Genomic DNA, 20,343 nt, shown 5'->3' on the forward strand with positions numbered 1-20,343 from the left:
CCCTCCCGCCCTGCCCGCTTCACGAACCCGCGCCAGTCGGCATGGGCGGCTTGGCTCAGTTCGCGGTCGCCCGTGGGCAGCAATCGCATCGACCAGTAGGGGAACATGCGCCGGCCCACGGGGCCGCGTGCCAGCTCGATGATTTCGCGGTGGCTGCTGGACGCCAGTATTCGGCCGTAGGCGATTTTCAGAGCGTCTTCCGGGCCCTCGATGTACTGCAGGAAGCGCTGCCCATCGAACAGCAGCACACCGGTGATGCCCGCGTCGCGGTTGAATCGGGCTGCGTCTTCCATCAGGTGGGTGAGGCGGTCAGGATCGAGGTCCGGCAGTGCCTCGCTGGCATAGGCGATAGCGCGGTTTACCATGGTGCGTGAAGTGGATTTAGCCTGACAGACGAATGTACGGATCGCACGTCAACGCGCAGTCTTCGCCCCGCCATTGCGTTGTGAATTCAGTCTGGACGCCGGTTTACCCGGTCCGTTTGCTGCAGAAGCGCCTGCAGTCGCAGCGCGTTGCCGACCGCATGGCCATGGGCGGTGTTGTCCAGGATGACCCATGTCGGCCCGGCCGTCGCGGATTCCCTGCAGCGGCCTGCCAAGGTCTTCAGGTCTCCCTCTTCATAGGCGCTGTAGTACATGCGCGGGCGGCCATGCCAGCGCCAGTAGCTCCAGTCTCGCGTGCCGCCGGGCTCGCCAGCGAGCGGGTGCCGTGCCGGGTCGGCGGCCACGCGGGCAACACCGTGCCCGGCCAGCATTGCATCGGCCTGGGCAGTAAACCAGCTTGCATGGCGAGGCTCGCAGGCGATGGCTGCGTCGGTACGGCGGCGCAGGGCGCGGAAGAACGCCGTCGCCACGCGCCCGTCGTAGGCCGCGCTGGGCGGGAGCTGCAGCAGCAGCACCCCAAGCCGCTCGCCCAGACGTTCAGCGCCGTACAGAAACGCATCCAGCAGCGGTGCTGTGCCCACCAATGCATGCTCATGGCTGATGGCGCGGGGTATCTTTACGCAGAAACGGAAGTCGGCCGGCACGCTCTGCGCCCAGCGCGCATAGGTCTCTGGCTTGTGTTGCCGGTAGAAGCATGAGTTCACTTCTACCGTTGAAAACCGGCTGGAATAGCGCTGGAGTGCGCTGTCGCCCGGTCCAAACTCGGCCGCGTGCGCAGATGGCAACGACCAGCCCGCGCAGCCGACGCGCGCGGTGCCCGCCGCGTCCGCCATCTCGCCCTCGCTCATGCTGCCCCCCGGATCAAGGGCCGACCGCAGACCACGCGGGCGAACAGGACGGCGTAGGCGCCGATGCGGCGGAAGTGTCCGGTGCAGGGCTTCGCTCGCTGGCCGCAGCCAAGGCGTGGTGGATGCGATGTGCATACCCGCGCAGCGATGGGTCGACCCCGATGATGTAGACGAACCGGCCATCGCAGCGCGGGCGTACCGACTCCAGCCCATCGGTGGACGCCAACACCCGCTTCAGCGCTTTCGCCCAGGCCTTGCCCGGCGCGCAGTCCAGTTCCACCACGACGACCCGTTCGCCGCAGTCCAGCGGCATGGATTCCAGCCGAAGCACCTTGGGCTGATTGGTGCCTTCCTGTTGATTCATGAGTCATGTCTCCCGCAATGGCGACGGCGGCAGTATCCACGGCACGCGCCAACAACGCGTCAATGCACTGCATTGGCAAGGTGTACGCGCGATCTTCGCACCCCGCACACGCCTACACGTCATGATTTTGATGGCCTGAAGTAGACAGTGGGGATAACTTGAAATCCGAGCACGCGAACCAGATGCAGGACTTAGAACGCGGTACGAATAGCGGGTGCAACCTGCTGTTGGTGGAAGATGAATTCGACCTGGCAGAACTGGTCGAGCAGGCACTGGTCGACCAAGGCAACGAAGTCACCCACGCCTACAGTGTGTTTGAAGCGATAAGTCTTCTGAAGGACGGGCAATTCGACGCCGCCATCCTCGATATTGAGCTGCGTGACGGCGTGGTGTTCCCGGTGGCCGATCGCCTGGCTGACCTGGGCGTGCCGTATCTGTTTGCTTCCGCCGTGTACGAGCAGGTAGTGCCAGCCCGCCACCAGCGGGCGCGTTTTGTCGCTAAGCCGTTCCACATCCCGCAGTTGCAGGAAGCGGTGAATGCCACGATCCAGAAGGGTCGGCTGGGAACCCAAACCAACTTATGATCATTTTCGGGAGAAGACCATGAGCAAGTTGCCTTTCAACCCCACCGGCGATGCCAGTGATGAGGACAAGGCGCACACTCCGGACAAGGTCCGTACCGATCGCAGCTGGAAAAAGGGGAAGGACATGCCCGAACAGGAAGAGACCGCTCACCCGGAGGATTACGAGCGCCCGCCAGCCGATCCCACCGGCAACAAGCGCGGGTGAGAGCTGCCGGCCCGCAGCACTATGCCGCCGGTGGCGAGGACAGGTGCTGTGATACCAGGAGGCTCAAGCGATGGACGCCGCCGCTGCGGTTCAGACCAGACCAATCGCCTCTGGAGATGATGCGGATATCGGTCGGCTGGGCAGGCAGCCAACGCATGGACCAATACGGAAAGAACCGGGCGGAAATGTGGGCCCTGCCCAGCTCCACCAGCTCATGATGGCTGCGGGCAGAAATAATGCGATCGTAGACCACATTGATGCTGTCATCCGGCCCTTCGATGTACTGCAGGAAACGGGAACCGTCATGCAAAAGGACACCCGTCACGCCTGCTTCCAGGTTGAAGCGGGCGGCGGCGCGAGTGAGGTCATCCACATCGTCAATGGACAGCCCAGGCACCGCCTCACTTGCGTAGGCGATGGCGCGTAGGGGCACGATAATCTCCAGCGAACGCAGCAGAATGCTGCACGCAAATTTCCCACACCGACTGTAATATGGCGTGAGGCTAGTGTGTTCCGTAGAACCATCCCGCGTAGGGGCTGTTCTTTACCAGATGGCGGTTGTAGTCCTTCTCCCCGTCAGCCCACCACACAGGGCCCCGCTCGCCCAGTCCACGCTTGGCCTTGTCCACTGCACGGCGCGCATCCTGCAACGCCATCACATCACCGGCCCGGATCGCTGCCTGTACCGCGCGCCGGCCGCTCATCAGCCGCGCCACCCACTGCCCCCGCTCGGCCGCGGACAGATGCGGATTGCTGGCGCGCCATAGACGGCCGCGTACGACGATATACCGGCCGTCAGGGGTTAACGGTGCTGAAGTATTCATACGCGGGCTCCTGCAGCCGCCAGACAGCGCCGGAGTTCATACAGCCACGGGATCACAACAATCAATGCAGCTGGGACCAGGATGGCCCACCAGTGCCACGCCTGTGCCCACTGCTTCTGCAGCGCCCACTTTGAATCGGCCTGTACGGCGATCCACAGCAGAAAGACCCATGGCGCGACATCCAGAATACTGTGTACGTGCTGCTCGGCTGGGCTGATGCGCCGGCGGCCGTCTGCACTGGCGGTATCAAGATAGCCAACCACCGCGTGCAGGGCGACCAGTGCAAACAGCATCACCGCCAAGCCCCGACTGGGGGCCAGCGACAGCCAAGCAAGCACGCCCGCCCCGATCAGCGCCAGCTGCACGCCGTGCAGCGCGCTTTCGCGCAGGCCGGATGTGTGGCCAATATCGGTCCGCCTGTGAAAGTGAAAGTCCAGCGTGCCGGCCAGCAGCCAGATGGCATACAGGCACGCCATGATGCCGTTCGTCGTCATGGGGTCAGCACGATCTTCCGGCAATCATCGTCCTTGGCGTCGAACATCGCATAGCCCTGGGCGGCTTCAGCCAGTGTCATGCGGTGCGAGATGATGTTCCCAGGATCCAGTTTCCCTTCCAGAACGGCCGTCAGCAGTTCGGGCATCAGCCCCTGCACATGCGTCTGGCCCATTTTGAAGGTCAGGCCCTTGTCGAACGCGTCGCCCAGCAGAAAACCATGGATGAACCCGGCATACACGCCGGGAATGCTGACCACGCCCCCGCGTCGCGCTGCGGCAATGCATTGGCGAATCGCCACCCCGCTGCTGCCTTCCAGCTTCACCGCGGTCAGCGCGCTTTCCAGAGCGCTCCCTTCAGCCTCAAAGCCGACCGCTTCAATACAGGCATCCACGCCGCGCCCGCTGGTCTGGCTGACGATGTAGTCCGCCGGATCATCCACTTCGCAGAAGTTGATGGGCGTGACGCCGTACGTGCGCTGGGCGAAATCGAGGCGGTAGGGCAGATGATCGACCATGAAAATCGTTTCGGCGCCCAGCAATCGACAGCACGCCGCGCTCATCAGGCCTACGGGACCAGCACCGAAGATGGCCACGGTCGAGCCGGGCTTGATGCCGGCGTTCAACGCCGCCTGGTAGCCGGTAGGCAGGATGTCGGAAAGGAACAGCACCTGCTCATCGGCCACTCCGTCGGGAATGCGCAGCGGGCCCACATTTGCCTTCGGCACGCGCACATACTCGGCCTGCCCGCCCGCAACCCCGCCGTACAGATGGCTGTAACCGAACAGCGCGGCGGGCGGCATCAGGCCTTTGCCGTTGAGCGCAGCGCCCTTGCCTGGGTTGGTCGCTTCACAGGCCGCGTACTCGGCCAGCTGGCAATGGAAACACTCGCCGCAGGCAATCACGAAGGGGATGACCACCCGATCGCCGGGCTGCACCTGGGTCACGCCACGGCCTACTTCCTCCACCACGCCCATGAATTCGTGGCCCAGCACGTCGCCGGTGTGAAGGTCAGGGATCTTTCCACGGTACAGGTGCAGATCGGAACCGCAGATGGCCGTAGCGGTCACACGCAGGATCAGATCGTCGTCGGCCGCCAGTACCGGGTCGGGCACGGTTTCCACCCGAACATCCTTGCGGCCGTGATAGGTCAATGCCTGCATGATCCGTCTCCGTGCGGTTGGAAGCCACAGGGTGGCACCTCGCGCGGGCAGGCCAGGTGACCCGAAGGTATGCGCGCCGTTTACCGGCTGCATGGCTGGCTTAACAGTTCTGTGCGTGGCCGTGGTCACTTCAATCTTGCGCGACCTTCACCGGTGCTTGCGACGCACACGCGCAGTCTCTGCCCGGATCAGCTGGCGCGAGGCACGCATATGTGGAAACGCAATGGACTATCCATTGTACTGCTGGGCCTGATGCTGCTCTTCCTCGGCGGCCAGGTCGCTGCAGGCCTTCAGGTGCATAACCAGGAGCTGCTCCAGCACGGCCGCGCGCCTCTGGACGTCTGGCACTACCTGGGCAGCGGCCATTTCATCAGCGCCACCTTCGAAAACTGGGAGAGTGAATTCCTGCAGATGGGCATGTACGTGCTACTGACCGTCTCGTTGCGCCAGCGCGGCTCTGCTGAATCGCGGCCGCTGGACCCTGCGCAGGAGAACCAGCGCGTAGCGCCAGGCCCGGCCCCATGGCCTGTGCGTCGGGGTGGCATCTGGAAGGCACTGTACGGACATTCCCTCGCCATCGCCTTCGGGTGCATGTTCCTGCTCAGCTTTGCGCTGCACGCGGTAGGAAGCTGGCGGGCGGAACAGTTGGAGCAGCAACTGCAGGGCTTGCCGCCGCCTGGCTTTCTGCAGCACATTTCCGGCAGGACATGCTGGTTCGAGTCCATGCAGAACTGGCAGAGCGAGTTCCTGGCCGTGCTGGCGCTGGTGGTGCTGACCATTTTCCTGCGACAGAAAGATTCACCGCAGTCAAAAGCGGTCGAGGCACCCCATTCACAAACCGGCGACTGACAGGCTCAGCGCTGCCGCGAATCGATGCTTATCTCGCCAGAGGTCTCCAGCATGGCCAAGGCGATGTCCTGGTGTCCATCACAACCGGCCTTGCGCATGGCCACATCCAGGTCTTCAGGTGCAACATTGCAGCGCCGCAGCTGTTCCCAGAACACCTTGCCGTTGCGGACCAGCACTATTGGCGCGCCTTCCACCCAGCGGTGCAGGCGGCGGTTGCGTGCCGTGGCGTAGCCCACCAGCCAGTTCAGCCCCAGCAGCGTTGTGGCCAGGATGAGCCCGCCCAGCAATGAAGTGTCTTCGCCGATCAACGAGTTCTGCACCGCGGTGCCCAGCAGCACGATCACCAGCATATCGAACGGCGCGGACTGCCCGATGGAGCGCTTGCCACTGAGCCGGGTGAGCAGCAGCACCACGATATAGACCGCACTGGCGCGCAGCACGAATTCGAACCAGGGCATTCCCAGATCCAACAGGTCAGTCACGATTCTCTCCAGCATGGTCCTGCACGCAGGCATACCCAAGCGCGCGTCCACAACTTGTGACCTGCCTGACGTGTCGGTGTCTACAGCGGGTGCAAGGCCCACTGGCCGCTGCACAGGCCTTTGCGCAGAATGCGGTAGGCGTCGCGGTCGAACTGGGCAGGTCCGCGGCGCAGACGTCGGGCGGCAGCAAGGGTCTTGCTGCTGCCATGATAGAACCACCCATCAACCACATGGAACTGGCGCAGGTCCGGGCCGCGCTCCTCGATGGCGACCGGCCCCGCGTACGGCCATTGCACGACTTCCAGCAGGGCCAGTGCCTCGCTCAGCCGGCGCTGGTGCTCGGCCACGCTCTCGCGCCCGCAGCACGCGCCCAGGCACTGGCCCAGCATGGACCGGAAGCACGGCCGCCCCGCCGGCAGGCGCTCCAGGCCCAACAGCGAATAGCATAGGCGGTGGTCGTCAGCCAGACGTCGAAGCGCTTCGCGGGCGGAGCGCTCACTGGAGTAGACGCCGTACAGCAGCGGCGCCGATGTCAGGTCGACTTCGCCCGAATGCAGCACGCTCACTTCGCCCCGGTAAAGCCGCAGGCTGAATTGCCGCGGCACCCGCCGCAGCAGGCGGTTATAGAGCGGTCGATGGGTCTTGACCATCGTGGCTTCGAGCAGCTGTGCGCCCAGATCACCGGCCATCGGAAGATGGCTGATGCGCTCGGATTGACGCAGCATCGCGGCTTCTTCCTCGGTGCGCAGGTGATCAAGCACGCGGGTGCGAAGGTTCACACTCTTGCCGATGTACAGGGGCAACCCACCCTCGCGACCGTGGAAGGTGTACACGCCTGGCTGGGCAGGAAGGGCGCGGGCCTGCTCGCGCAGGTGCTCAGGAAAGACATAGCCGGCGGCGCGGGCAGAACGGCGCGCGGACTGGGCGCTTGAAGGCATATACGGCAGCAGCGGGAATCGATGAATGCAGTGAGCAATGATAGGCACCGGCCAGACTGGCGCCAATGCAGGGTCAGACAGAGCGCTGAATGCTTCACGTTGATGCGCCGCGCACCCGGTCTGCACGGCGTGCGCTGCACCGCACACGCACTCTGTAGCGCCCCAATTGAAGGAGCCGCGAGATGACCGATGCCAACAACGCCGCGCTGGGCCATACCCGCTGGGCCATTGCCGAAGGCTACATCCCCGGTTGGAGCAATGGCCCCGAGCCCGAGCTGCAGAGCCATGAAACCTGCTGCATCCTCAATGCCGGCAGTACCGATGCACAGATCAGCCTGATGCTGTACTTCGAGGACCGCGAGCCGCAGGGCCCCTATCTCTTCACCGTGCCGGCGCAGCGCACCTGCCACAAGCGCTTCAACGATCTGCAGGACCCGGCGCCCGTCCCGCGTGGCGCGGGCTTTTCCTGTGTAATCAGTTCGGATGTGCCGGTGGTGGTGCAGCACACACGGCTGGATTCGCGCCAGGCGGAGAACAGCATCATGACCACCATTGCCTACCCGCTGTAGAGCCGCGCCGTGCACATCACGGCGACACTACCGGGCCGCTACGTTTACCCACTCAGGCAGACAGTAACGATTCCCCTTCCGAAGGAGTCGCCCCATGGCTGCCCCCCAGTATCCGAAGCCGCCGTTCAAGGCACAGCAGCAGACGTTCCCCGGCAAGACCAGCAAGATGGACCCGCGCCCGGACCACGGCGAGCAGAGCTACAAGGGCCATCGACAACTGGAAGGCAAGAAGGCGCTGATTACCGGTGGCGACAGCGGTATTGGCGCTGCCGTGGCCATTGCCTACGCCCGCGAAGGCGCTGATGTTGCCATCGCCTTTCTGGAGAGCGAAAAGGACGATGCGGCGGCGATTGGCAAGCTGATACAGGAAGCCGGCCAGAAGTCGGTACTGATCCCCTGCGACATCAGCGATGAGGCGCAGGCCGAAGACCTGGTGAAGCGCGTGGTGCACGAGCTGGGCGGCCTGGACATCCTGGTGAACAACGCCGCCTACCAGCGCTATTACGAGTCGTTCGATCAGATCACCATGGACGACTGGCGCAAGACCTTCGATACCAACGTGCACGCGGTGTTCAACCTGACCCGCCTGTGCGTTCCGCATCTGCAGGACGGCGGCGCGGTCATCAACACCGCATCGGTGAATTCCAAGAAGCCCACGCCGAACATCCTGCCCTACTCCACCACCAAGGGCGCGGTTGCGAATCTGACCATCGGGTTGGCCGGCCTGCTGGCAGAGAAAGGCATCCGGGTAAACGCGGTGCTGCCGGGCCCAATCTGGACGCCGTTCATTCCTGCCGGCATGGCCGCCGAAGAGGTCGAGCAGTTCGGCAGCCAGACGCCGTTTGGCCGACCTGGGCAGCCGGCCGAGCTGGCGTCGGCCTACGTGATGCTGGCCGCCGACAGCGCCAGCTACACCTCCGGCGCGCTGCTGACCATTTCCGGTGGCGCCGTCACGCTCTAAGCGTTCTTCACGCCATTTCTTCCTCCCCCAAGGAATACCGCAATGACCCGCAATCAGTACGACATGCAGAACCCACTCACCCAGTTCCCGCAGCCGACCTACCCGGCGCAGGTACAGACGCCGCCTGGCACGGTGCACGAGCTGAGTCCCAAGGCCGACCATGGTGAGAAGAGTTACGTAGGCCTGGGCCGCATGAAGGGCCGCAAGGCATTGGTGACCGGCGCAGACTCGGGCATCGGCCGCGCCGTGGCGATTGCCTTCGCTCGCGAGGGTGCCGATGTAGCGCTGAACTACCTGCCCGAGGAAGAGGCGGACGCCGCCGAGGTGGTCGCGCTGATCGAGGCCGAAGGGCGCAAGGCCATTGCCCTGCCCGGCGACCTGCAGGACGAGGCGTTCTGCCGCGATCTGGTGGCCAAGGCCGTGGATGCGCTGGGCGGTCTGGACGTTCTGGCCAATATCGCCGGCAAGCAGTTGGCGGTGGAGAAGATCGAGGACCTGGACACCGAGCAGTTCGAGGCCACGTTCCGCACCAACGTGCATGCGCTGTTCTGGGTGTGCAAGGCGGCCTTGCCGCATCTGCCCGCCGGAGCGACCATCATCAACACGGCCTCCATCCAGGCCTATCAGCCTTCGCCCAATCTGCTGGATTACGCGCCGACCAAGGCGGCCATTGTCAATTTCACCAAATCGTTGGCGCAGCAGGTCGCCGAACGCGGCATCCGGGTGAACGCCGTAGCCCCGGGCCCGATCTGGACCCCGTTGCAGCCGGCCGGCGGTCAGCCGCCCGAGGCCATTCCAGAGTTTGGAGCGCAGACACCACTGAAGCGTGCTGGCCAACCGGTAGAGATGGCGTCGGCCTACGTGCTCCTGGCCACCCAGGAATCGAGCTACATCACCGGCGAGGTGATTGGTGCCACCGGCGGCATGCTCCTTCCGTGAGGTCCGAGCCAGATAGCGGGGTAAGCCCCGCACGTGACGCGCAGGGGCATGCCCCCATCCATGCCTACGCGGCCATCGGCGATGGCCGCTCCACGGCGCTGATTGCACCTGACGGCTGCATCGACTGGTGGTGCGCGCCAAACATGGATTCGCCGCCGCTGTTCGATCGCCTGCTGGACGCCGCGGCCGGCGGGCGCTTTGCCCTTCAGGCACGGGGCATCGTGTCTGTACGTCGGCGCTACCGGGTCGACAGCAACGTGCTTGAAACGGAGATCCGCACTTCCACCGGATTCGCCCGTGTTATCGAATCGCTGAACAGCGGTCCGGCCGGGCGCTTACCGTGGTCCGAGCTGGCCAGACGGGTGGAAGGGCTGGCAGGCGAGGTGATCTTCGACCTGCATTACCAGCCGGGTACCCGTGCCGGCACCTGCACGCCGTGGATGAGCGATACCCCCAATGGCTGCGTGCACCACGTGGGTCCGGTGATGACGATGCTGCGCTACCCGGAAGAGACCCGCATCGAACTGTGTGACGACCGCGAGGTGCACGGGCAACTGCGGGTGACGGCGGGCTACCGCGGCGTTGTCGCGTTGCTGGCGTCTCAGGACGAGGTGCTGCCCGTTCCGCCATTGGACGATATCGATACCCGCATTGACCGCTCCGATCGCGAATGGCAGCAATGGGTCGCGGATCTGCACTGCGACAGCCGCCAGCGCAGCGAAGTGATCTGCTCGGCGCTGGCGTTGAAATTCCTGTGGTTCTCACCCACCGGCGCCATTGCCGCAGCCGTGACCGCTTCGCTGCCGGAACGCCTGGGCGGTGACAAGAACTGGGACTATCGATACGCCTGGGTGCGCGACGCCGCCTACATCATCAAAGCCTTCCTGCGCGTGGGCGCCCTGCCCGACGCCAAGGCCGGTTTCAGTTGGTTGATGACCACCATCGGCAGACACCGCCCGGCGCTGCGGCCCTGCTACACCTTGCGCGGCGAAACGGTTGAACAGGAGCGTTACATCGACATACCCGGCTATCACGGCAGCCAGCCGGTACGGGTAGGCAACACTGCAACCGACCAATTGCAGACCTGCGTCTACGGCGATGTGATGGAAATGGCCAGCCGCATGATCGACGCCGGCCATATTCTTGACCCGGCCACCGCCCGGCTGTTGTTCGAGCTGGCCGACGAATGCGCTGACCGGTGGATGCGCAAGGACTGCGGGTTCTGGGAGCTGGAAGACCTGCAGCATTACACCATGTCGAAGGTGGAATGCTGGATGGCCCTTCGCCGTGCGTGCGAACTGGCCGAACAGGGCCACATCACCCGCGCCCGCCTGCCCCGATGGCAGCGCGAGCGCGATCGCATTCTGGACTGGATCGACACGCACTGCTGGCACGAAGAAAAGCAGAGCTATGTAATGCACGCCGGCAGTGACCGACTGGATGCAAGCCTGATGCTGGCATCACGCTTCGGCCTGGCACAGGCGCGGCGCGAGCGGTTCATCGCCACCCGTGAAGCGATGCGCCGTGAACTCAGTGATGCCAGTGGCGATCTGCTGTGGCGCTACAGCGGCATGCAGCAGTGCGAAGGCACGTTCATCAGCTGCGCGTTCTGGATGGTGGAGGCGTATGGCCTGTTGGGCGAGCGCGATGAAGCGCATCGGCTGTTCCATGCCCTGTTGCAGCGGGTTCGCAACGACGTGGGCCTGATGCCCGAGATGTGGGATCCTCTTACCGAGCAAGGGCTGGGAAATACCCCGCAGGGCCTGAGCCATCTGGCCCTGGTGCACGCGGCATTCGCGGTGGATGGGGAGTGAACTTTGCACGCCTCAGCTGGCCAAGGCCAGCTGAGGCGATACACCACGCTCCTGCGCTGCAAGGGCCGCCAGATGATCGGCAAAACCGCCGGTGGCGCGCCCAACCAGGCGAGCGCTGGTGCTGACCACCGGATCACTGGCCCAGCAGATGGACGCGCCGCTTGCCTGCAGTCGTCTCACCAGATCCACATCTTCCGAGCAACGCTGCGCCCCGAAACCTCCGGCGGCCAGATAGGCCGGGGTGGAAACGCCCATGTTGGCGCCGTGTACACGGCCGTGCCCCTGACCCCAACGCTCTGCGCGCTGGAAGCAGTTGCGGAGCCAGGCTTGACTGGGCGCCAGATCGCCCAGGTCCACGACCCCGCAGAACACCTCAGTGCCCGCTTCGCACTGGGCCACCAGCCAATCGGCTGGCACCTGGCTGTCTGCATCGGTGCTGGCCAGCCAACGCGCGCCCATGCGGATAAGCGCATCCGCCGCCGCCGCTCGCGCTGCACCCACGCAGCGGGCCTGCACCTGCACCATGCCGACGCCGTGGCGCCGGCAGATGTCCGCGCTGGCATCCGTGCAGGCATCCAGCGCCACCGTCACCCGTACTGGCTCTCCCCTCAGCCGCGGGTGCGCGGCGGCAATGGACAGCGAGCGCAGGCACGCGTCCAGGCACCCCGCCTCGTTGTGTGCGGGCACCAGTATGCCGATCATCTCAGGCCCTCTTCGCTGGCCAGTGACAGTGGCGCGCGGGACCAGCCCTGCAGGACGAAATCGCTGTCCCGGTAGCAGAACGCTTCCTGCAGCCCGTGCCCCAGCCGCTCGTGCACGAGTGCGGTGCGGCTGGCGCGGCCGTTGAAGGAGGGCAACCAGTGGCAAGCCACCAGCAGTCCGTCATCCTTCAATGCCGCGTGTACCCCGTCGCGCAGTTCCGCAAGCGCGTCCGGCCCCAGGTAGTAGCCCATCTCGCTGCAGACGATCAGGTCGAAGCGGCCGGCCGGCCACTGCTGCGGATGCTGCGCGCAATGCACCTGCACGTGCGGCAGGTGGGCCAGACTGCGGCGCGCCTGGAATGTTGCCCGCGGGCTGATATCGGTTGCCAGCAGGCGCTCGCAGCGGCTGGCCAATGCTTCGGTCAGCACCCCGTTGGAACAGCCCAGCTCCCAACCGCGCTGGAAGCTGCGTCGGGTCAGGCTGGCCATCAGCACACCGCGCTTGCGCTCCTCGTACCACCGGCTGCGATAGCCGAAGGGATCGTCGATGGCATGCACTTCGTCGAAGTACGGCTGGGCACTCATGCGAAATAAACCTCCTGGGTACGGTGGAAACGGTGGAGCACGTGCGCGGGCAGGATGGGCTCGGCCTGCAGCCGGGGCACATCGCCGGTCTGTGTACGGAAACGGGTAATGGCCTGCCGCTTGTGGGCGGCCACCGTGGAAATGTCGAGCAGGCGTGGCGACTCCCATGCCATATGCGCGCAGCCCGGATCCAGCCAGTGCCAACCCCAAACGGGGTACTCAAGCAGGCGGCAACCGACGGCACGCGCGGCACGCCACGCGGCGCGTCCGGCAGCTTCGTGGTCGGGATGGCCATCGAAGCGCCACGGCGCCAGCAGCAGATCATCGTCGCGCACGCACTGCCACAGCCAGTCTTCCAAACCGCTTTCGTGATCGGTCACGCCGCCATCGGCGATGCCCAGATGCACGATGGACTCTGCAGCAATGGACAGCTCGGACAAGGCATCGCGCAGCTCCTCGCGCCGGGCCTGCCGCAGGCGCTGCGGCGTCCACCACTGCTCACCGGGGTAGCACGCCTCGCCGTCGGTCACCGCCACCACCTGCACCGGCATGCCCATGCGGGCGGCGGCGCACATCAGGCCTCCGCAGGCCAACACTTCGTCATCGGGATGCGGTGCAACCACTACAATCCGCCCTGCCCCGGCACACAGCTCGGCCGTGGTCGCTGTGGGTTGCTGCCACAGCCAGTCACAGCGGTCCCATGCGCTCGCTTCCGAACCGCGCCCGTTGATGATGGCTACAGCGCCCATGGTTTCACCTGTGCTGCGCACTGCTGTCCCAGCCATTCCCAATCCTTGTCCGCGTGGCTTTGCCGCAGGAATACGCTCAGATCGGCCCAGCGGCGCGCGTGCGCGTCCTCCATGCACATGGGCGCTGGTCCCAGTGCGCGGCCGGCAAGGTCCAGGATCTGGGTGGCCGCGCGTTCCACCACGCTGCGCGCACGCACGACCTGCACGCGGTGGGTCAGCTGCGGCGCCAGGTCGATCGCGGCGGCCAGCTCGCGCAGCAGCGCGGCGGCCGGTGCCAGAGCGAGGTCAGCCTTGCCCAGCAGACGCGCGCGCAAGCCTTCGCTGCAGGCATGTTGCATGCGCTCTGCAAGCGCGGTGGCCGCGCCGAACCACACGGCCGCAATGCCCGCGCCGCCATGCCAGAACCCGGGACGATCCAGATAGGCATTCAGTGGGCCGACTGCCTCGGCCTGGGCATCGTCGAAACGCACCGTGGTAGACGGTACGCCGGCCATGCCGGGGGCGGGCCACGGCTCGCCCTCCAGTGCATGCCACTGCGATGCATCCACCCGATAGAGCTGCACCCCTGTGTCATCGCGGACGGTTACCAGCGCGGCATCCACCAGATCGCTGCCCGAGCACCAAGGCTTGTCGCCGCGAAGTCGGCCGCTTGTCTCGGCGCGCAGGGTGCAGGCGGGTCCCTCTGCGGCCCAAACCGCCAGCAACTGGCCGTCCGACGGCGCTGCACCGAGTTCGTGCAGGATCGCCACGGCGTCATGATGGGCTTCAAGCACCTTCGCCAGGCACAGGTCCTCATGCCCCAAGGCAGCGAGCCCTCGCCAGCGCTCCAGCGTACGGCCCTGACCAGGCAATGGCAGTGCGTTGACCTGCAGCAGTCGCTGCCGGGCCAGATTCGAAAGCGGTGACGGCAGCACGGTAGCGAGCATTCGCAGTTACATTTGGGGGCAGGCCTTCAACGTAAGTCGCGCGAAGTCACACGGCCGTCTTGCCGATGTAGCGGCCACATGAACGCGCAGTGGCAGCATCATCACAAGCCCTGCGCCGGGCGACTCGTCACGCTGTCTGTACCATTCATGATCGACGCTGTGAGGAGGTATTCAACAGGTCTTCACATGTCCCGCAGCGAACTGCCCGTGTCTTCGCCCGACTCCCTCGCCTATCGCTTGCTGCAGGACAGCGACTGGGCGCATGGTGGGCTTGCAGAGGCGGCGCCGGACGAGCTGCGCACCGTACTGACGATGATTCTGGATTGCCCAGAGCCGCTGTGGATTTCGTGGGGGCCGGACAACCTGTTCTACTTCAACGACGCGTTCTCGCCCTGGATGGGCAACAAACTGGCCGGCGCAATGGCCACGCCGGTGAGAATCGTCTGGCACGACGTGTGGGATGAGTTGGGCGGGGCCATCGCCGATGCAATGGCCGGCACCCACCGCAGCTTCCGCAACCTGCGCGTTTTCATGGACCGCGATGGCACGCGTCGCGAAACCTTCTGGACCTTCTCGTATTCCCCCATCCGCGTGGCCGATGGCAGCGTAGGCGGCATACTGTGCGTGGTCAGCGACCAGACCGAGTTCGTGTCCGAGCGCAACGAGCATTCGCGGCAGGTCGAATCGATCAGTGAGGAGGCAAGGCAGGCCCACGCTGAGCTGGTGAGGGCACGCGAGCAGCTGCGGCAATCGCAGAAGCTGGAAGCCATTGGCCAGCTGACCGGTGGCGTGGCGCACGATTTCAACAATCTTCTGCAGGTCATCACCGGCTCGGTGGACATGCTCCGCTATGGCGAACCCCGCGACGAGCAGCAGCGCCGGCACATCGAAGCCATCGGCGCGGCAGCAGACCGGGCGACCAGCCTGGTCTCGCACCTGCTGTCTTTCTCGCGCAGGCAGACGCTGTCACCGGAAGTGTTCGATCTGGGCAAGGGGGTGGAAGGACTGGCCGACATCATCCGCACCCTGCTCGGCAGCCGGGTGGCATTGCAGCTGGATCTGCCCGATGATCCGCTGCACGTGCTGCTGGACAAGACCCAGCTGGATACGGCCCTGATCAACCTGGCGGTGAACGCACGCGATGCCATCGGCAGGAACGGCACGGTGCGCATCTGCGTGCGCCGGGTCGACACCATGCCTTCGGTACGGTTCGCGCCGCCACTGAAGGGCGCCTTTGCGGCGGTTTCGGTGAGCGATGACGGCTGCGGCATCGAAGAAGCCGTCTTGAGCCAGGTATTCGATCCGTTCTTCACGACCAAGGGTGTGGGTGAAGGCACTGGCTTGGGACTCAGCCAGGTGTTCGGCTTCGTCAAGCAGTCCGAAGGCGAGGTGGATGTCACCAGCACCGTGGGCGAAGGCAGCACGTTCGTCTTGTACCTGCCGCTGACCGACCAGGAGCCCATTTCAATGGAAGGTTCGTCCCTGCATGCACTGCAGGAAGCGAAGGGCCTGAACGTGCTGGTGGTGGAAGACAACGTGGATGTTGCAGCATTCGCGGTTTCGGCATTGCGGGAACTGGGCTGCGGCGTGCAGTTGGCGCGCAACGGCGCAGAGGCTCTGGCCGACCTGGAGCGGCATCATGCGCGCTACGACGTGGTCTTTTCGGATGTGGTAATGCCGGGCATTACCGGCCTGGAACTGGCCAGGACAGTGCGTGCCACCTATCCCGGGCTGCACGTGGTCCTGACCAGCGGCTACAGCGAACTGCTGGCGCGGGAGACCGACCATGGCTTCGTAGTGCTGCGCAAGCCTTATACGCTGGGCGGTCTGGCCGAGGCCATCAAACCGCCGGTGGGTGTGCGAGAGGCGGTTGTGGAATTGGGAAGCGACGACCGGGTGTGGCGCACGGTGGGTTGAATCACAAGGGCGGCGAAACATTGCTGCTTGCTAGCGCGGCTTGCTCACTCCCGTCACTTGCACTGGGTTGCCGGCGCCCATGGCGGCGTTGAGGCAGAAATTCCTGCCTGCCTGGGGTACCTCAAGGCGTTTGAGTCCGGCCTTCGCGCGGCAATCTCCGCACACCCATGTCCTGACCTGCCCAGCAACCGCGCGACCAAGGCCGGAACGGCAACCGCTGGCTGTCGGGCCGCCGCGCATTGCTGCTATCGCACGGCAATGGCGGCAGCGCCCGGGTGATGGATTGGTTCGGCGCGCGCCTGGCGCACTTTTGGAACGTGGTAGTTGCGGTTGACCACCCAGGCAACAACGGCGTGGACGCGATGACCGAGGCCAGGGGCGTGCAGATGAACACTGTTCATGTGCCCACGTGGAAGCGGTTGCTGTCTTCGGCCAGCCCCAGGTGTTCCAGCGCGATCTCCAACCCCAACGCATAGCTCTGCGCACCGTAGCCACTGGCCACCGCCAGCCGGCGCCCCGCACCGGCGGGGATGCAGGTCTCGCGCTGCGCGCCATCGTCGTGCACTTCCACATAGGCGTTATGCAGATGCGGCAGCAGGCGCTGCAGGCGGGCGCTGTCGGCGCACGCACCGGGGTCGAGCAGGGTGATCTCGCCGCGGCTGTGGTCGGCCACGCGCAGTGCGTCCAGCAGTTCCTGTTCGGAACCGCACGCGCGGATGGCGATGGTGGTGCCGGCATCGATCGCGCGTTCCACCAGCGCCTTCAATACTTGGCTGGGCAGCGGTGCGGCCGTGCGGATAAGACGGCCACTGGCTTCCGGGCCACGAATGATGAAGATCGACATGGCTCAGGCCTCCATGGCCAGACGGTGGCGGATGATGCCCAGCGAGAGCGGGTAGCCGCCCTGCGCGTTGCGATGGTCGACCACCACGGCGGCCGGTGCGTGCTGCAGGCGCAGCCGCGATTGCAGGTCCATTTCGCAGGTGGCCTGGACTTCGATGTACTGCGCCGGCAACTGGTCCAGTGCGTGGCCCAGCGCGGCGGCCTGTTCGCACCATTGCTGCTCGTCCACGGCACCCAGTTCCAGCACCACCCAGTCGCGGGGCTGGGCGTCGATCTGGCACAGGCACTGGCGAATCTCTTCCACGCCACTGCAGTCCCTGCACACCACGGGGTGGTTGCCCAACTGCGCGGGCAGGCTCGGCGGCACACTGCTGGGGGTTGCGTGGCGAATCACGATCACGGTCATGGCGGTTCTGGTTTCACACCCTGCGGTGCGGTGATGCCATGGTCGCGGTGGGCTACGTAAAATCGCCAGCCGTGTTCTGCCTGCCCGGCATAAAATCAACGTAACGGCGGGCGCGGTGCGCTGCATCGTCGCCAGCGGGGCGTGAAATTTTATGAAGATTTTACGCGGCGTATCAACGCGGGAATGGGCTTTTTACAGGCATCGATTCGACAATTTCGCATCGGCTGAACAGCCATCCTGTGAGTTGTCATTCCATGTCTCTGCACCTCTTCCCGGGCCAGCGCGTCAGCGCCCAGATCATTGCCACCCGTAGCCTGGCCGGCCTTGTCCTGTTCGCCGGCGCGGCCTTCAGCAGCCATGCGGCCACCGTGTCCGGCTCGGCCGCCATTGCCAATGATTATGTGTGGCGTGGCTCCAGCCAGACCCAAGGCGATGCGGCCGTGCAGGCCGGCTTCAAGGCCAGCGCCGAGTCGGGTTGGTATGCGTCGGTCTGGGGCTCCAATGTCGAATTCGCGCCGGAGACCCATGCCAGCAGCGAGCTGGATTTCATTGCCGGCTGGTCCGGTGGCCTGTCCGACGATTGGGCGCTGGACGTCAACCTGACCCACTACCGGTACCCGTCCACCACGATGGATCTGAACTGGGCCGAGTTGAACAGCACCGTGACCTGGAAGCAGAACTACTGGCTGCAGGTGGCGTACTCGCCCGATGCACTGGCCACCGATGAGCGCGGCGTGTACGCGCAGCTGGGCGCGCGACTGCCGGTCAGCGACAGCGTCCGCTTCGAGGCCGCCGTGGGCCATTACTGGTTGGAAGACGCCTACAACGACAGCTATACGCACGGCCAACTGAGCGGCATCTGGGCCTTCAAGGCGCCGTTCGAACTGCGCGTGACCGCGCACGCCACCGATTCGGCAGCCAAGCGCATCTTCCCCGATCTGGCGGGTTCGCGCGTCGAAGCCGCGCTGCAGGCGTCGTTCTGAACTGAGTCCGGCATCGCGGGCAGGCGCGCCCGCGCGCACGGCGATCCAACCACAACAAGGTGGGACATCCCATGTTCGAGTTCCTTTCCGTAATTGCGCTGGCCCTGTTGCTGGGCTGGCCCATTGGCCGCTATCTGGCGGCGGTGATGCGTGGCAACCCCATGTGGGGTGACCGCGTGTTTGGCCTGATCGAACGGCCGCTCTACCGCATGCTGGGCGTTGCGCCTGGCCAGGGTATGGGCTGGAAGCAGTACGTTACGGCGTTCCTGGTCAGCAATCTGGTGCTGGCCGTGCTGACCCTGGCCATCTTCATGAGCCAGGCCTGGTTGCCGCTGAACCCCAACAACGCGCCGAACATGCGCTGGGACCTGGCGCTGCACACCATGGTCTCGTTCCTGACCAACACCAACCAGCAGCATTATTCCGGCCAGGCGCAGTTGTCCTACTTCGCGCAGATGACCGGCATCGTTGGCCTGCAGGTGATCACTCCGATGATGGGCCTGGCCCTGGTGGTGGCAACCCTGCGCGGCCTGTTTGGCGGGCGCAGGCGCGATGTGCTGGCCGCTGCGGGCAAGGACCGCGCGCCGTCGGTCGTTGCAACCGATGGCGAACCCGACCTGGGCAACTACTGGGCCGATGTCATCCGCCCGGCCGTGCGCCTGATGCTGCCGTTGTGCCTGCTGTGGTCGCTGCTGCTGACCTGGCAGGGCGTGCCGTCCACGTTCGAAGGCGGTCCGGTGGCCACGCCCATCGACGCATCTGCGGGCATGGCCGAGCAGAAGATTCCGTTGGGGCCGGTGGCCTCGATGGTGGCGGCCAAGCAGCTGGGTACCAATGGCGGTGGCTGGTATGGCCCCAACAGTGCCGTGCCGCTGGAAAACCCGACTGCCCTTTCCAACCTGCTGGAAACCCTGGCGCTGATCCTGATTCCGGTCAGCATCGCCTTCATGGTCAGCGCCTTCACCGGGCGCCGCCGCTTCACCGCGCTGGTGGTCGGCACCATGCTGGCCATGTCGCTGGTTTCCAGCGGTGTGGCCCTGTGGTCAGAATCGCTGTCTTCCACCAGTACGGACATTGCACTGATGGAGGGCAAGGAAGTGCGCTTCGGCGCAGATGCTTCCGCGCTGTGGGCGGCGTTGACCACGCAGACCTCCAACGGCTCGGTGAACGCCATGCACGATTCGCTGGCGCCGCTCACCGGCCTGGTCACGATCGGCAACATGCTGGTCAATTCCATCTGGGGTGGTATCGGCTGCGGCCTGCAGCAGTTCCTGGTCTATCTGTTACTGAGCGTGTTCCTGGCCGGCCTGATGACCGGCCGCACCCCGGAACTGTTCGGCCGCAAGATCGAAGCGCCGGAAGTGAAACTGCTGGCCGTGCTGGTGCTGCTGCAGCCGCTGGTGCTGCTGTCCCTTACCGCCATCACCCTGGCCGTGCCCAGCCTGACCGGCAATTCCAACCCGTCCTTCCACGGCATCAGCCAGGTGTTCTATGAATTCACCTCGGCCTTTGCCAACAACGGCTCCGGCTTCGAAGGTCTGGGCGATGCCACCTACTGGTGGAACCTGACCTGTGCGGTGGTGCTGGCGCTGGGCCGCTACCCGGCACTGATCATCCCGTTGGTCATCTCGGCGATGTTGGCGCGCAAGCGTGCCGTTCCGGAAAGCCCGGGCACGCTGCACGTGGAAACGCCCACCTTCGCACTCACCCTGATCGCGGTGGTCGTCATCCTGACCCTGCTTCAGTTCATGCCGGTTCTGGTGCTGGGCCCCATCGCCGATCACCTGGCGCTCAAGGCCTTCTGAGGATTTCCCAATGA

At 65.1% G+C, this 20,343-nt stretch carries 25 protein-coding genes; 10 read left to right on the top strand and 15 right to left on the bottom strand.

What is annotated here, in order from left to right; translation table 11 throughout:
* The 3 genes from IAE58_RS12700 to IAE58_RS12710 form a co-directional block, all read right to left on the bottom strand.
* Window positions 1–365 (bottom strand): BLUF domain-containing protein (locus tag IAE58_RS12700; protein ID WP_200734981.1); only part of this gene is annotated, 365 nt, incomplete at its 3' end.
* 86 nt (window positions 366–451) lie between these two features.
* Window positions 452–1,231 (bottom strand): DUF72 domain-containing protein, encoded by a 780-nt coding sequence (locus tag IAE58_RS12705; RefSeq protein WP_233614837.1) that lies wholly within the window; start codon window positions 1,229–1,231, stop codon window positions 452–454.
* A gap of 13 nt (window positions 1,232–1,244) precedes the next feature.
* Window positions 1,245–1,595 (bottom strand): hypothetical protein, encoded by a 351-nt coding sequence (locus IAE58_RS12710; RefSeq protein WP_199933303.1) that lies wholly within the window; start codon window positions 1,593–1,595, stop codon window positions 1,245–1,247.
* Window positions 1,596–1,777: 182 nt separating this feature from the next.
* On the opposite strand from IAE58_RS12710, the gene IAE58_RS12715 reads away from it, so the two are divergent.
* Window positions 1,778–2,179 carry a response regulator gene (locus IAE58_RS12715; protein WP_199933329.1) on the top strand — a complete coding sequence of 134 codons (402 nt, stop codon included), beginning with the start codon at window positions 1,778–1,780 and terminating at the stop codon, window positions 2,177–2,179.
* Between the two features lie 19 nt (window positions 2,180–2,198).
* Window positions 2,199–2,384: a hypothetical protein gene (locus IAE58_RS12720; protein WP_108753130.1), complete on the top strand. Its 186-nt coding sequence runs from the start codon at window positions 2,199–2,201 to the stop codon at window positions 2,382–2,384.
* 19 nt (window positions 2,385–2,403) lie between these two features.
* On the opposite strand, the gene IAE58_RS12725 is transcribed toward IAE58_RS12720, so the two are convergent.
* The 4 genes from IAE58_RS12725 to IAE58_RS12740 form a co-directional block, all read right to left on the bottom strand.
* Window positions 2,404–2,817 carry a BLUF domain-containing protein gene (locus IAE58_RS12725; RefSeq protein WP_199933304.1) on the bottom strand — a complete coding sequence of 138 codons (414 nt, stop codon included), beginning with the start codon at window positions 2,815–2,817 and terminating at the stop codon, window positions 2,404–2,406.
* Window positions 2,818–2,887: 70 nt separating this feature from the next.
* Complete coding sequence (locus tag IAE58_RS12730; RefSeq protein WP_199933305.1) at window positions 2,888–3,208, bottom strand: hypothetical protein; 321 nt, start codon at window positions 3,206–3,208, stop codon at window positions 2,888–2,890.
* Entirely contained in the window at window positions 3,205–3,702 is a 498-nt protein-coding gene (locus IAE58_RS12735; protein ID WP_233614838.1) for a hypothetical protein, read from the bottom strand. The genes IAE58_RS12730 and IAE58_RS12735 overlap by 4 nt, the downstream gene beginning before the upstream one ends.
* Complete coding sequence (locus IAE58_RS12740; RefSeq protein ID WP_199933306.1) at window positions 3,699–4,862, bottom strand: zinc-dependent alcohol dehydrogenase; 1,164 nt, start codon at window positions 4,860–4,862, stop codon at window positions 3,699–3,701. The genes IAE58_RS12735 and IAE58_RS12740 overlap by 4 nt, the downstream gene beginning before the upstream one ends.
* 210 nt (window positions 4,863–5,072) lie before the next feature.
* Between IAE58_RS12740 and IAE58_RS12745 the strand changes: the two genes are divergently transcribed.
* Window positions 5,073–5,711, top strand: coding sequence for a DUF6766 family protein (locus tag IAE58_RS12745; RefSeq protein ID WP_199933331.1), 639 nt, complete (start codon window positions 5,073–5,075; stop codon window positions 5,709–5,711).
* A 5-nt stretch (window positions 5,712–5,716) separates the two neighbouring features.
* Here the strand turns inward: IAE58_RS12745 and IAE58_RS12750 are convergent, their stop codons facing one another.
* Window positions 5,717–6,193, bottom strand: coding sequence for a YetF domain-containing protein (locus IAE58_RS12750; RefSeq protein WP_199933307.1), 477 nt, complete (start codon window positions 6,191–6,193; stop codon window positions 5,717–5,719).
* Between the two features lie 80 nt (window positions 6,194–6,273).
* The gene (cho, locus tag IAE58_RS12755; RefSeq protein WP_199933332.1) at window positions 6,274–7,131 is read right to left on the bottom strand and encodes an excinuclease Cho; all 858 of its coding nucleotides are present in this window, start codon (window positions 7,129–7,131) and stop codon (window positions 6,274–6,276) included.
* A 182-nt stretch (window positions 7,132–7,313) separates the two neighbouring features.
* Between cho and IAE58_RS12760 the strand changes: the two genes are divergently transcribed.
* The 4 genes from IAE58_RS12760 to IAE58_RS12775 all read left to right on the top strand — a co-directional run bounded on the left by IAE58_RS12760 (window position 7,314) and on the right by IAE58_RS12775 (window position 11,414).
* Window positions 7,314–7,700 (top strand): sensory rhodopsin transducer, encoded by a 387-nt coding sequence (locus IAE58_RS12760; protein WP_199933308.1) that lies wholly within the window; start codon window positions 7,314–7,316, stop codon window positions 7,698–7,700.
* Window positions 7,701–7,794: 94 nt separating this feature from the next.
* Entirely contained in the window at window positions 7,795–8,661 is an 867-nt protein-coding gene (locus tag IAE58_RS12765) for an SDR family oxidoreductase (RefSeq protein ID WP_199933309.1), read from the top strand.
* Window positions 8,662–8,703: 42 nt separating this feature from the next.
* Window positions 8,704–9,600: an SDR family oxidoreductase gene (locus tag IAE58_RS12770; protein WP_199933310.1), complete on the top strand. Its 897-nt coding sequence runs from the start codon at window positions 8,704–8,706 to the stop codon at window positions 9,598–9,600.
* Window positions 9,597–11,414, top strand: a complete 1,818-nt coding sequence (locus IAE58_RS12775) for a glycoside hydrolase family 15 protein (protein WP_199933311.1) — start codon at window positions 9,597–9,599, stop codon at window positions 11,412–11,414. The genes IAE58_RS12770 and IAE58_RS12775 overlap by 4 nt, the downstream gene beginning before the upstream one ends.
* A gap of 12 nt (window positions 11,415–11,426) precedes the next feature.
* Here IAE58_RS12775 and IAE58_RS12780 read toward each other — a convergent pair whose 3' ends face one another.
* From IAE58_RS12780 to IAE58_RS12795, 4 genes are read right to left on the bottom strand one after another with little or no spacing between them, the layout of a single operon-like run.
* Window positions 11,427–12,116 carry a glycosyltransferase family 2 protein gene (locus IAE58_RS12780; protein WP_199933312.1) on the bottom strand — a complete coding sequence of 230 codons (690 nt, stop codon included), beginning with the start codon at window positions 12,114–12,116 and terminating at the stop codon, window positions 11,427–11,429.
* Entirely contained in the window at window positions 12,113–12,700 is a 588-nt protein-coding gene (locus tag IAE58_RS12785) for an SAM-dependent methyltransferase (protein ID WP_199933313.1), read from the bottom strand. Before IAE58_RS12785 ends, IAE58_RS12780 begins: the two co-directional genes overlap by 4 nt.
* Entirely contained in the window at window positions 12,697–13,449 is a 753-nt protein-coding gene (locus tag IAE58_RS12790; protein WP_199933314.1) for a PIG-L family deacetylase, read from the bottom strand. Before IAE58_RS12790 ends, IAE58_RS12785 begins: the two co-directional genes overlap by 4 nt.
* A complete protein-coding gene (locus IAE58_RS12795) occupies window positions 13,437–14,363 on the bottom strand; it encodes an acyl-CoA dehydrogenase (protein ID WP_325166853.1) in 927 nt (308 codons plus the stop codon). Before IAE58_RS12795 ends, IAE58_RS12790 begins: the two co-directional genes overlap by 13 nt.
* A gap of 198 nt (window positions 14,364–14,561) precedes the next feature.
* On the opposite strand from IAE58_RS12795, the gene IAE58_RS12800 reads away from it, so the two are divergent.
* Complete coding sequence (locus IAE58_RS12800; RefSeq protein ID WP_199933316.1) at window positions 14,562–16,292, top strand: PAS domain-containing hybrid sensor histidine kinase/response regulator; 1,731 nt, start codon at window positions 14,562–14,564, stop codon at window positions 16,290–16,292.
* A 397-nt stretch (window positions 16,293–16,689) separates the two neighbouring features.
* Here IAE58_RS12800 and IAE58_RS12805 read toward each other — a convergent pair whose 3' ends face one another.
* Together IAE58_RS12805 and IAE58_RS12810 are read right to left on the bottom strand one after the other, a co-directional pair.
* The gene (locus IAE58_RS12805; protein ID WP_199933317.1) at window positions 16,690–17,136 is read right to left on the bottom strand and encodes a 3-dehydroquinate dehydratase; all 447 of its coding nucleotides are present in this window, start codon (window positions 17,134–17,136) and stop codon (window positions 16,690–16,692) included.
* 3 nt (window positions 17,137–17,139) lie between these two features.
* Complete coding sequence (locus IAE58_RS12810; RefSeq protein WP_199933318.1) at window positions 17,140–17,541, bottom strand: hypothetical protein; 402 nt, start codon at window positions 17,539–17,541, stop codon at window positions 17,140–17,142.
* A 254-nt stretch (window positions 17,542–17,795) separates the two neighbouring features.
* On the opposite strand from IAE58_RS12810, the gene IAE58_RS12815 reads away from it, so the two are divergent.
* Window positions 17,796–18,524, top strand: a complete 729-nt coding sequence (locus IAE58_RS12815; RefSeq protein WP_199933319.1) for a TorF family putative porin — start codon at window positions 17,796–17,798, stop codon at window positions 18,522–18,524.
* A 71-nt stretch (window positions 18,525–18,595) separates the two neighbouring features.
* A complete protein-coding gene (gene kdpA / locus IAE58_RS12820; protein ID WP_199933320.1) occupies window positions 18,596–20,329 on the top strand; it encodes a potassium-transporting ATPase subunit KdpA in 1,734 nt (577 codons plus the stop codon).
* Window positions 20,330–20,343 lie beyond the last annotated feature (14 nt).

It is taken from the genome of Stenotrophomonas sp. S49 (genome assembly GCF_016624905.1).
Classification (GTDB): Bacteria; Pseudomonadota; Gammaproteobacteria; order Xanthomonadales; family Xanthomonadaceae; genus Stenotrophomonas.